Below are 12,012 nucleotides of genomic sequence, written 5' to 3' on the forward strand. Positions count from 1 at the left end.
ATAGATGGAGGCAGACGTGGCAGACGAAGAAACATTACTCGGAGTATCAGCGGTATACTTGTTTGGGCGGGAACTCAGCGATCTGATTATCAGAGGCAGCGTCTACGGGTCCCTCGATATACCCAAGACGGGAAGGAACAGGTTTCTACGGCGTCAGCTAGGTTCGGATGAGGCTACACTTGCGCGAATCTATGCCTTCTCTTTCGAAGGAGTTTTCGTAGAACTGGGGCGTCCAGCAATCTTCGTCGTCCACGGCTCCGGTGCGGATCCCGATGGCCCTCCTCCGAGTTCTCTCAGGTACGACGCCTTGTCTCGTTCTCCGGGCTCAAGTGCACGAACCGGCCTCGGTTCCCAAATTGGAGCTCTTGCAAGGGAAATGAGGGTCTGGATCTATGACAAGTCCGACCTCTCGATGAGACTCGATGCCGAAACAGGAACCTTTGAGCAAATTTTACTCTCGGCTGAGGTCTCGGCTGATCCCAGAGCAAGCGGCGGAATGTCTCGTTCGGGCGGCGCCTTCTCACGTTCCGGGGGCGTGATGTCGAGATCAGGCGGATTCATACCTCGCAGATCAGGTGATAGTGATTGATCCATAGGACCAGACTGGGGAGGCCAACATGTCCGACGGTAAAGCTGCAGTTGACGTTGAAATTCTTATTTTGGACCCGGACCCTGTGGAGGCTCCGCTTTTCGCCAATAAGAGCTTTAAAATCGTAGGTCACGGCTTTAGCAAGAAAAAGATAGATGTATATATATCGACTGATAAAAACGGAAATAATAAAATTTCAGAAATCAATGTAGATATCGTTGATCAGACAACAATAACGGATGATTTTTTGATGGTAGTTGCTAGGCCGCTGCTTGGTGCTCCGATGAATACAAAACTATGGGTTGTTGTTGAACTTAACGGTAAATTTCAAAGTTCCATCGAAGGATTTAAGGTCGTTTAATTTTCTTGACGAAAGTTAGTGACCCGCGAATTCGCCAGAACTTATTTCCTACCGGCTGCGGCCGATACTCGCATACATGCCGGTCGTGCGAAATTCAGTCGGCGTGATGCCGTAGACGCGCCGGAAAACCTTGGCGAAGTAATTGGCGTCTTCGAAGCCGCACATGATCGAGACTTCCTTGACCGGCAGGAAGTCGGCCTTGGTCAAGAGCTTCGCGGCGCGTTGCAGCCGCTGCTGCAGGACATATTCGGCCGGCGGCACGCCCTCGCTTTCGGCAAAGCTGCGGGAGAAATGGGCGCGGCTCAGTCCGACGATCGCTGCAAGCTCGCTGACCGGGAGCGATTTTTCCAGATTGGCGTTGATATGGTCGATCACGAGCTGCATCGCGCTCTGCTCGGCCATGAAGGCGGGCGCACCGAAAATATCGTCGTAAAGTGCCATGGCGGCTTCATAGGCAATCGCCGAGGCTGAGCCGGGGGTGTTCGCACCCTTGACGAGGCGCAGGCTGCAATCGGCCAGATGATCGATGGTCGATTGCTGCAGCTTCAAGACCGGGCCTGCCAGGGCCAGCACCATCTGGTGGATGCGCAGCGTCTCCTCGCCGTTCATCGAGATCCAGAAATATTCCCAGCGTTCGCCCTTTTCGAGCCAGTAGCGATGATTGTGCGGCACGAGCACCATCATCGTATCGCCACTTTGGAGCTTGTAGTTGCGGTTCTGATATCGCAGGTGGCCGGTGCCGCTGATCGTGTGCTGCAGCACCGTGAAAGGCGTCTGGCCACGCTTTCTGCCGTCCCAGTCATAGGTCTCGTTTTCACGCACCTCGTAACCGGCGCTTGTTGGCATCGCATGCAGGCGCTGGCGTCCGCGCGGCAGCGAAACGGTTCTCATCGACTGGCCGTTGGCGATCAAATCCTGCAGCACAAAATTACCCTCGAAAGCATAATCCTTCTCTGGCCGCTCCTGCGAATATGCGCATAATCCCGTCTCACAAGAGGAATAGATCGCGGTCGAAAGAATGGCCGGGAGGAATATAAACACCATTTTCTGGTATTTTTAGACGGTATGCGCTAGCGTGCCGTCCAGTCCTCCCTTGCTGTCTTTCTCCCTAGCACTTGATCGGATCGAGGTGAAGGATATGAGTTTCAAAATCGCTATTATCGGGGCAGGCAGCGTCGGCTTCACCAAGAAGCTGTTCACGGATATTCTCTGCGTGCCGGAATTCAAGGACATTGAATTCGCGCTGACAGACCTCAGCGAACATAACCTTCAGATGATCAAGGCAATTCTTGACAAGATCGTCGAAGCAAACAAGCTGCCGACGAAGGTGACGGCGACAACGGATCGCCGCAAGGCGCTGGAAGGAGCCCGTTATGTCATCAGCTGCGTTCGCGTCGGGGGGCTCGAAGCCTATGCCGACGATATCCGCATTCCACTGAAATACGGCATCGACCAGTGCGTCGGCGATACGATCTGCGCCGGCGGCATCCTCTATGGCCAGCGCAATATTCCCGTCATCCTCGATTTCTGCAAGGACATCCGCGAGGTCGCAGCACCGGACGCGAAGTTCCTGAACTACGCCAACCCGATGGCGATGAATACCTGGGCGGCCATCGAGTACGGCAAGGTCGATACGGTCGGTCTCTGCCACGGCGTCCAACATGGCGCCGAACAGATCGCCGAAGTGCTCGGCGCGAAGTCTCAGAGCGAACTCGACTATATCTGCTCGGGTATCAACCATCAGACCTGGTTCGTCGATCTGCGGCTCAACGGCCGCAAGATCGGCAAGGACGAACTGGTCGCCGCTTTCGGGGCGCATCCCGTCTATTCGCAGCAGGAAAAGCTGCGCATCGACGTGCTGAAGCGTTTCGGCGTCTATTCGACCGAAAGCAACGGTCATCTCTCCGAATATCTGCCCTGGTACCGCAAGCGGCCGGACGAAATCACCCGCTGGATCGACATGTCCGACTGGATCCATGGCGAAACCGGCGGTTATCTGCGCCACTCGACCGAGACCCGCAACTGGTTCGAAACGGAATTCCCGCAATTCCTTGCTTCGGCCGAAAAGCCGATCGATCCGGCCAAGCGCTCCAACGAACATGCAAGCCATATTCTCGAGGCGCTGGAAACCGGTCGAGTCTATCGCGGTCACTTCAATGTCAAGAATACCGGTGTCATCACCAACCTGCCATCCGACGCGATCATCGAGTCGCCCGGCTTCGTCGATCGCTTCGGCATCAATATGGTCTCCGGCGTCACCATTCCGGAAGCCTGTGCTGCGACCTGCATCTCGTCGATCAATGTCCAGCGCATGTCGGTGCATGCGGCAATTTCCGGCGATATCGATCTCCTGAAGCTCGCGGTGCTGCACGATCCGCTGGTCGGTGCCGTCTCGACGCCGGAAGAGGTCTGGCAGATGGTCGATGAAATGGTGGTCGCCCAGGCACGCTGGCTGCCACAATATGCTGATGCCGTTCCGGCTGCCAAGGAGCGGTTGGCAAATTCCAAGGTGAAGACGCGAGAGTGGGAAGGGGCCGCGCGCCGCCATGTCCGCTCCATCGAGGAGCTTCGTGTTGAAAAGGCGGCGCTGAAGCAGGCCGTCTAAAGTCAGGGTGAGGGAGGCTGCGGCGGCTCTTCGGGAGGAAGGTCGCCCGCGCACAAGCTTCCTTCATCGTCGTTTGAGGAGAAGCGGAGACGCGTACAAGCGCTCCGGAACAAGAGGGAGAGACGATGACGAATTTCCGTAAGATCGGCATCCTGGCAGGACTGGCGCTTGGCGTTTCAGTCGCGGCCCTGAATGCCTATGCGTCCGAGCCGACGGTACCGCCGGCACCGCCGGCGTTCCCGGCGGAAGGCAAGATCAAATATGTGTCGCGCGACTCCATCCTGGAGTTCAAGGCGCTACCCGAATATCACGAGCCGGACTGGGTGACGAAGAACTTCGTCGACAGCGGCAAGCTGCCGGCGGTCAAGGATCGCCTGCCCAAGGAACCGATGGTCTTCAAGACCGAGAACATGCCTGACGGTATCGGCGGCTATGGCGACGTGATGCGCCATGTCATCGGTGGCCGGCCGGAAGGCTGGAACTATGGCGCCGGCCAGACACAGGGCTGGGGCGGCATAGACATCGGCCTCTCCGAATGCCTGACACGCACGGCACCGCTCTTCCAGGTGGAAGCCAAAGATACTGAGCCGTTGCCGAACCTTGCTAAGAGCTGGGAGTGGTCGCAGGACGGCCACAAGCTGACCATGCACCTGATCGAAGGTGCCAAGTGGTCCGACGGCGCACCCTTCAATGCCGATGACCTCATGTTCTATTGGGAAGACGAAGTCATCGACCCGAACGTTTCTCCGCTCGGTGGCGGCGCATCGCCGGAAGCCTTCGGCGAGGGAACGACACTCACGAAGATCGATGACTACACGGTCGAATGGACCTTCAAGGAAGCCTTCCCGAAGCAGTATCTCTATACGATGGCTTACCCGAACTTCTGCCCGGGTCCGTCGCATATTCTTAAACCCCAGCATCCGAAATATTCGAAGAACACCTACGATCAGTTCAAGAACGCCTTCCCGCCGGAATTCATGAACATGCCGGTCATGGGCGCCTGGGTACCGGTCGAATACCGGCCGGACGATATCATCGTCATGCGCCGCAACCCCTACTACTGGAAGGTCGACGAGAAGGGCAATCAGCTGCCTTATCTCAACGAGTTGCACTACAAGCTCTCGACCTGGGCCGATCGTGATGTGCAGGCCGTTGCCGGTTCTGCCGACTTCTCGAACCTCGAACAGCCGGAAAACTTCGTGGCCTCGCTGAAGCGTGCCGCCGAAAAGACCGCTCCAGCGCGTCTCGCCTTCGGCCCGCGCCTCATCGGCTACAACCTGCGCATGAATCTCTCGGCCAATGGCTGGGGTGATCCTGATGCCCGTAGCCAGGCGATCCGCGAACTCGACCGCAATGAGGACTTCCGCAAGGCCATAACCATGGCGGTCGACCGCAAGGCGATCGGCGACTCCCTCGTCAAGGGACCGTTCACGGCAATCTATGCAGGCGGCCTCTCCTCCGGCACGAGCTTCTATGATCGCAACTCGACCGTCTACTATCCCTTCGATCTAAAGGGTGCCAAGGCGCTGCTCGCCAAGGTCGGCTTGAAGGATACCGACGGCGATGGCTTCGTGAACTTCCCGGCCGGAACAGCTGATGGCAAGAACGTCGAGATCGTGCTTCTCGTCAACAATGACTACACCACCGACAAGAGCCTTGCCGAAGGTGTCGTCGGGCAGATGGAAAAGCTCGGCATCAAGATCATCATCAATGCTCTTGATGGCCCAAAGCGGGACAATGCGCATTATGCCGGCCAGTTCGACTGGCTGATCCAGCGCAACACAACCGAGCTCGCCTCCGTGGTGCAGAACACCGAACAGCTTGCCGCTGTCGGCCCGCGCACCAGCTGGCACCACCGCGCCGGCAAGGATAATCAGCTCGACCTCCTGCCTTACGAAAAGGAGCTTGCCGACATCGTCAACAAGTTCCGCACAAGTCAGGACAATGACGAACGCGTGGCACTCATGAAGCAGTACCAGAAGATGGCGACAGAACATGTCGATACCGTCGGCCTGACCGAATATCCGGGCGCGCTGATCATCAACAAGCGTTTCTCGAACATTCCCGAGGGTACGCCGATCATGATGTTCAACTGGGCCGAGGATTCCGTCATCCGCGAGCGTGTGTGGGTGGCTGCCGACAAGCAGGGCAAGTACGAACTCTTCCCTCAACAGCTTCCCGGTAAGCCCGGGGACAAGGGTCCGATAAACTAAGAGCTCCCTCCCGAACGACAAGAACTTCCGGTCGCGCGTGCTGCGCGCGGCCGGTCAGAATCAACAAGCCGGCCGCGCTGAGACGAGCGACTGGCGGCAAGGAGAAGCGAACCGTCTGATGTTACGATTCCTGCTCATGCGTATCGCCTCGGCGATCCCCGTCCTCTTCATCCTCAGCGTGGTGACCTTCGCGATTATCCAGGCACCCCCCGGAGATTATGCCGATTACATCCGTTCGCAGTTGATCAATCAGGGCGGAGCTTCCTTCGCGCAAGCCGATGCCCAGGCCCAGGCCTACCGCATCGAACATGGCCTCGATCAGCCGCTGGTCGTCCAGTACGTCAACTGGATCACGGGAATCGTGACCAGAGGCGATTTCGGCTATAGCATGTTCTACAACAAGCCGGTTGCCGACGTGGTCGGCGAGCGCCTGCCGCGCACGTTGGCGCTCGCGCTGGTCTGCCACATTTTTGCATCCATCCTTGGCATCACCTTCGGCATCTGGGCAGCGACCCGCCAGTATAGCTGGATCGACAGCCTGCTCTCCGGCGTCTCTTTCCTCGGCATGACGGTGCCGCGCTTTCTCATGGCGCTGATCATCGTCTACCTTCTCGTCTTCCAGTTCAACGTGACGGAAATCGGCAGCTTCTTCTCACCGCAATATGGCGGAGCGCCGTGGTCCTGGGCGAAATTCATGGATCTCGTGAGCCACGTCTGGCCGGTCGTCGCGATCGCCACCTTCGGTGGGCTCGCCTACAATATGCGCGTCATGCGCGGCAATCTGCTCGATACGCTGAATGCCCAATATGTCGAGACGGCGCGCGCCAAGGGGCTTTCGGGCGGCGCGGTTGTCATGCGCCACGCCGTTCCAAACGCGCTGCATCCACTCGTCATGTATCAGGGCGTCGTGCTTCCCTACATGCTGACCGGCGAGATCGAGACCGCAATCATCTTCGCCCTGCCGACCGTCGGTCCGGCGATCGTCGGCTCCATGGCGATCGGTGATGTCTACGTTACCGCGACTTTCATGCTGGTGCTGTCGGCCACGCTGATCGTCGGCAATATCATCGCCGACATGCTGCTTGCCATGCTCGATCCGCGGGTCCGTCAATATGGAGGAGCCTGATATGTTTGCCTTCGACTCTTCCACACCGCCGCCGCCACACGAGGAAACGGTCAAGAATACCAGCCACGGCAATGAGAGCTATATGGCGCTGGTCTGGCGCCGGCTGCGGCGCTCCTGGACTGGCATGATCGGCCTGATCCTCGTCGGCCTCTTGATCATCATGGCGATCTTTGCGGATTTCTTTGCGCCGATGGATCCGAAGGCGACCGATGTCGGCTTTGCGCCGCCACAGATGATCAGCATCCACGACAAAGAAGGCAACCTCGTCTGGCCGCGCGTCTATGCGCTGGCGGATTCCGAAGAGCTCGATCCGGTTACCTTCCAGCCGGTCGTCGGCCTGGATTATGACAATCCGCGTTCGCTCGGCTTCTTCGTCAAGGGTTCGGACTACAATCTGCTCGGTCTCATCCCGGCCAATCGCCATTTCTTCGGCACGGTCGATGGCCAGCCGGTGCATTTCCTCGGCACCGACAAGTTCGGCCGAGACGTGCTGTCGCGCGCCATCATCGGCTCGCGCATCTCGCTGATGATCGCACTGACGGTGGTCTTCATCGTCACTGTCGTCGGCACGACGGTCGGTATGGTGTCGGGCTATTATGGCGGCGCCTTCGATGTCTGGGTGCAGCGCTTCGTCGAGCTGGTGCTCGCCTTCCCGCAACTGCCGCTTTATCTCGCGCTGACATCGTTGATCCCGATCACGGCACCCACCAACGTTTTTCTCGCCTTCGTAATCTTCGTCATGTCGGCGCTCGGCTGGGCGCAGATGTCGCGCGAGGTGCGCGGCAAAACGCTGGCGCTGGCGCGCATCGAGTATGTGCGCGCGGCGATGGCGGTCGGTGCCACCGACCGGCGCATCATCTTCCAGCATATTTTCCCGAATGTGATGAGCCATGTGATCGTTGCGGTCACCATCCATATTCCAAGCGTCGTGCTGCTGGAATCCTTCCTTGGCTTCCTCGGTTTTGCCGTGAAGCCGCCGCTGATCTCCTGGGGTCTGATGTTGCAGGATACGGCCAACTATTCCGTCATCGGAACCTACCCCTGGATTCTCGCTCCCGTCGCCTTCGTGCTGATCACCGTCTTTGCCTTCAATGCGTTGGGCGACGGTCTGCGCGATGCGGTCGATCCCTATTGAGGTGATGAAGATGGCCCTTGCTCTCGTCAGTTCCTTTGCCCCGCCGGTCCGTCACGATCATGACGGCCGAAAGGAGAGCCCTGTTATCGATGCACGCAATATCGGCGTGAATTTCAAGGTCGAGCATGGCACCGTCGAAGCCGTGAAAGATATATCCTTCCAGCTATACCGCGGCGAAACCATCGCCATCGTCGGTGAATCCGGTTCCGGTAAATCGGTGACGGCACGCACTGTCATGGGGCTTCTTTCCAAGCGTGCGGTGATCTCGCCGCGCTCGAGTGTCGAATATGACGGCAACAATATCCTGAAATTCTCCGAGAAGGCCCGCCGTAGGCTGCGGGGCGATCGCATCTCGATGATCTTCCAGGAGCCGATGAGTTCACTGAACCCGATCTATACGATCGGCAGCCAGATCGTCGAAGCGATCCGCGTCCACCGCAAAATGAGCCGCAGACAGGCAGACGCTAAAGCGCTGGAGCTTTTGAAGCAGGTGCAGATCCCCGATCCCGAAGCGCGCCTGCGGCAATATCCGCATCAACTTTCGGGCGGTCAGCGCCAGCGCGTGATGATCGCCATGGCGCTTGCCAATGATCCCGATGTCCTGATTGCTGACGAGCCGACAACCGCACTCGACGTGACCGTTCAAGCGCAGATCCTGAACCTCATCCGCAACCTGCAGACGGAATTGCGGATGGCGGTGATCCTGATCACCCACGACCTGACGGTCGTGCGCAAATTCTCCGACTATGTCTATGTGATGCAGCATGGCGAGATGCGCGAGCACAATATAACCGAGCAGCTCTTCGCCAATCCGCAACACCCTTACACCAAGCATCTTCTGGCATCCGAGCCGCGCGGCCAGGCCAATCCGCTGCCGGAGGGATCGGACATCATTCTTGATGCCCGCGGCGTGCGCGTCTCCTTCATGCTGCGCCATGGCGGTTTCTTCCGGCCGGAACTGCGCGAACTGGTCGCCGTCGACAGCCTTAATCTGACACTGCGTCGGCATGAAACGTTGGGCCTCGTCGGCGAATCCGGTTCGGGCAAGACAACCTTCGGCCAGGCTATTCTCAGGCTCAACGACACTGATAATGGCGAGATCTATTTCGACCGGCAGCCGATCCACGGCAAGTCGCGGGCGGAAATGCGCCCCTTGCGTTCACGCATGCAGATCGTCTTCCAGGATCCGTTCTCCTCGCTCAACCCGCGCATGACGATCGGCCAGATCATCGAGGAAGGGCTTGTCGTCAACAAGCTCGGTGCCACCAAGAGTGAGCGGCTGGACCGCGTACGCGAAGCGCTGACTGCCGCCGGCATGCCGGGCAATATCCTGTCGCGCTTCCCGCATGAGTTCTCCGGCGGCCAGCGCCAGCGCATAGCCATTGCAAGGGCGATCGCGCTGGAGCCGGAATTCATCCTGCTCGACGAGCCGACCTCGGCGCTCGATCTCTCCGTTCAGGCGCAGATCATCGAACTGCTGCGCAAGCTGCAGGACGAGCGAGGCCTCAGCTATCTCTTCATCTCGCATGATCTGAAGGTCGTGCGTGCCCTCTGCCACCGCGTCATCGTCATGCAGCACGGCAAGATCATGGAAGAGGGTCCCGTCAACGAAGTCCTTTCCAATCCCAAGACACCCTACACCGAACGGCTCGTCAAAGCCGCTTTCGAGGTAGCGTAATTTCAGAATGCCGGAGGTTCATATGGCAAATCCCAGAATAGCTTTCATTGGAGCTGGCTCCACCGTTTTCATGAAGAATATCGTTGGCGATATCCTGCAGCGTCCGGCGCTGTCGGGCGCCACGATCGCCCTGATGGACATCAATCCGCAGCGGCTCGAGGAAAGCGCCATCGTCGTCAACAAGTTGATTTCGACGCTTGGCGTGAAGGCGAAGGCGGAGACCTATGGCGATCAGCGCAAGGCTCTGTCAGGTGCCGATTTCGTCGTCGTCGCCTTCCAGATCGGCGGCTACGAGCCCTGCACGGTGACGGATTTCGAAGTGCCGAAGAAATACGGCCTGCGCCAGACGATTGCCGATACGCTCGGCGTCGGCGGCATCATGCGCGGTCTCCGCACCGTGCCGCATCTCTGGAAGATCTGCGAGGATATGCGCGCCGTCTGCCCCAATGCCATCATGCTGCAATATGTGAACCCGATGGCGATCAATACCTGGGCGATTTCAGAGAAATATCCTGACATCAAACAGGTCGGCCTCTGCCATTCCGTGCAGGGCACGGCGATGGAGCTCGCCCACGATCTCGACATCCCCTATGACGAAATCCGCTACCGCTCGGCCGGCATCAACCACATGGCCTTCTACCTGAAGTTCGAGCATCGTCAGCCTGACGGTTCCTACAAGAACCTCTATCCCGATCTCGTACGCGCCTATCGCGAAGGCCGTGCGCCGAAGCCCGGCTGGAACCCTCGTTGCCCCAACAAGGTGCGTTACGAGATGCTGACGCGTCTCGGCTATTTCGTCACCGAAAGCTCGGAGCATTTTGCCGAATACACGCCTTACTTCATCAAGGAAGGCCGCGAGGACCTGATCGAGAAGTTCGGCATTCCGCTCGACGAATATCCGAAGCGCTGCATCGAGCAGATCGCCCGCTGGAAGGGCCAGGCGGAAGCCTATCGTTCAGCCGATAAGATCGAGGTCAATGAATCGAAGGAATATGCTTCCTCGATCATCAATTCGGTCTGGACCGGCGAACCCTCTGTTATCTACGGCAATGTGCGCAACAATGGCTGCATCACCTCGCTGCCATTAAATTGCGCTGCCGAGGTGCCGTGCCTCGTCGATGCCTCCGGCATCCAGCCGACCTATATCGGCGACCTGCCGCCGCAGCTGACCGCGCTGATCCGCACAAACATCAATGTCCAGGAACTGACGGTTCAGGCGCTGATGACGGAAAATCCCGAGCATATCTATCATGCCGCGATGATGGACCCGCATACGGCTGCTGAGCTCGACCTCGACCAGATCTGGTCGCTGGTGGATGAGCTGCTTGCCGCCCATGGCGACTGGCTGCCGGAATGGGCGCGGCCGAGCAAGGCCCGCGCGGCCTGAGGCGCACCAATATGATCAGCGCCGGCCATCATGCCGGCGCTGATCACGCTTGATGGTTACGACAATCGGCCTTCGTCGTCGATCAGGGTCAAGCGGCAAGGGGCCATATCACTCCACCGCCAAAGCACGAGATTGAGATCGTCGCCTCTGGCTCCTAGAGCAAAACTTCTGACCAGGAGACCGTGATAGCCGTCGGACACGAGCCGGCGGGCGAAATTCTGCGTCCTGGCTTCTCCGGTTGCCTTCATCTCGTCGCGCCAGCGTGCCGCGGCAATCGCTGCCGCATCCATGCCTTCCGCCTCGATGGTGGCCTCATCTCTCGTGTCGAAGACGCGTTCGATGTCAGCTTCGTAGCAGACGAGGGTCGTCGGCTGCAGGCTGCCGACCTGATTGGCTTCCCGAAGTGCGGTCAGCACAGACAGGGACGTGTAGAGAGCCGGCATTCCCTTGGGATTGAACCGACCGCCATAGAGCTCGGCGCCGCGGCCGGAAAGCGGCTCGCGCGCATAGACCGGGTTCAGCGCTCGATAGAGCTTTCCTTCATAGCGCATCGCGACTAGGCATGAATGCCGGCGTCGACCGCATCGATATAATCCATAACCTCGTCGGCCCGTCCGTCGCGGACCAACTGCATGGCCGTCTGGCCCGAAAAGCCGGATAGGGGCTCGGAACGATACCAGGCATAGGCCATCAGCGCCGAACCGAAGCGCTGCTCGACCTTGTTGACGATCTCGATCATTTCGCGCAGGCGCCGTTGCGTCTTGTCGGAGCGCAGGCGATCCTTGCGCTGGATCGCATCCTTGCCGAGACCGGCCGTGCGTGCGATCTCCTCGCTGGTTGTGCGAAAGGCATCGGCGATCTTGCGCGGGGCAAACAGACCGTCATCTGCATATTGTGCGAGGCCCATGATTCATCTCC

General features: G+C 58.7%; 11 protein-coding genes. 8 read left to right on the forward strand and 3 right to left on the reverse strand.

What is annotated here, in order from left to right:
• The first annotated feature begins 4 nt into the window (after nt 1-4).
• The gene (locus FHT87_RS31070; protein WP_246699546.1) at nt 5-589 is read left to right on the forward strand and encodes a hypothetical protein; all 585 of its coding nucleotides are present in this window, start codon (nt 5-7) and stop codon (nt 587-589) included.
• Nucleotides 590-617: 28 nt separating this feature from the next.
• Complete coding sequence (locus FHT87_RS01095; protein ID WP_183798799.1) at nt 618-950, forward strand: hypothetical protein; 333 nt, start codon at nt 618-620, stop codon at nt 948-950.
• Between the two features lie 48 nt (nt 951-998).
• Here FHT87_RS01095 and FHT87_RS01100 read toward each other — a convergent pair whose 3' ends face one another.
• The gene (locus FHT87_RS01100) at nt 999-1,874 is read right to left on the reverse strand and encodes an AraC family transcriptional regulator (protein ID WP_183733690.1); all 876 of its coding nucleotides are present in this window, start codon (nt 1,872-1,874) and stop codon (nt 999-1,001) included.
• Nucleotides 1,875-2,088: 214 nt separating this feature from the next.
• Here FHT87_RS01100 and FHT87_RS01105 point away from each other — a divergent pair, with 214 nt between their 5' ends.
• The 6 genes from FHT87_RS01105 to FHT87_RS01130 all read left to right on the forward strand — a co-directional run bounded on the left by FHT87_RS01105 (nt 2,089) and on the right by FHT87_RS01130 (nt 11,094).
• On the forward strand, nt 2,089-3,555 hold the full coding sequence (locus tag FHT87_RS01105) for an alpha-glucosidase/alpha-galactosidase (protein WP_183798802.1): 1,467 nt from the start codon (nt 2,089-2,091) through the stop codon (nt 3,553-3,555).
• Between the two features lie 125 nt (nt 3,556-3,680).
• A complete protein-coding gene (locus FHT87_RS01110) occupies nt 3,681-5,768 on the forward strand; it encodes an ABC transporter substrate-binding protein (RefSeq protein ID WP_183733684.1) in 2,088 nt (695 codons plus the stop codon).
• Between the two features lie 118 nt (nt 5,769-5,886).
• Nucleotides 5,887-6,894, forward strand: coding sequence for an ABC transporter permease (locus tag FHT87_RS01115; RefSeq protein WP_183798805.1), 1,008 nt, complete (start codon nt 5,887-5,889; stop codon nt 6,892-6,894).
• A 1-nt stretch (nt 6,895) separates the two neighbouring features.
• Entirely contained in the window at nt 6,896-8,029 is a 1,134-nt protein-coding gene (locus tag FHT87_RS01120) for an ABC transporter permease (RefSeq protein WP_183733678.1), read from the forward strand.
• A gap of 10 nt (nt 8,030-8,039) precedes the next feature.
• Nucleotides 8,040-9,707: an ABC transporter ATP-binding protein gene (locus FHT87_RS01125; RefSeq protein WP_183798808.1), complete on the forward strand. Its 1,668-nt coding sequence runs from the start codon at nt 8,040-8,042 to the stop codon at nt 9,705-9,707.
• 22 nt (nt 9,708-9,729) lie between these two features.
• Nucleotides 9,730-11,094 carry an alpha-glucosidase/alpha-galactosidase gene (locus tag FHT87_RS01130; RefSeq protein WP_183798811.1) on the forward strand — a complete coding sequence of 455 codons (1,365 nt, stop codon included), beginning with the start codon at nt 9,730-9,732 and terminating at the stop codon, nt 11,092-11,094.
• Between the two features lie 56 nt (nt 11,095-11,150).
• Here the strand turns inward: FHT87_RS01130 and FHT87_RS01135 are convergent, their stop codons facing one another.
• The gene (locus FHT87_RS01135) at nt 11,151-11,645 is read right to left on the reverse strand and encodes an RES domain-containing protein (protein ID WP_183798814.1); all 495 of its coding nucleotides are present in this window, start codon (nt 11,643-11,645) and stop codon (nt 11,151-11,153) included.
• Nucleotides 11,646-11,650: 5 nt separating this feature from the next.
• Entirely contained in the window at nt 11,651-12,001 is a 351-nt protein-coding gene (locus FHT87_RS01140) for an antitoxin Xre/MbcA/ParS toxin-binding domain-containing protein (protein WP_183798817.1), read from the reverse strand.
• Between the last annotated feature and the right edge of the window lie 11 nt (nt 12,002-12,012).

This window comes from Rhizobium sp. BK316, assembly GCF_014193695.1.
Taxonomy (GTDB): Bacteria; Pseudomonadota; Alphaproteobacteria; order Rhizobiales; family Rhizobiaceae; genus Rhizobium.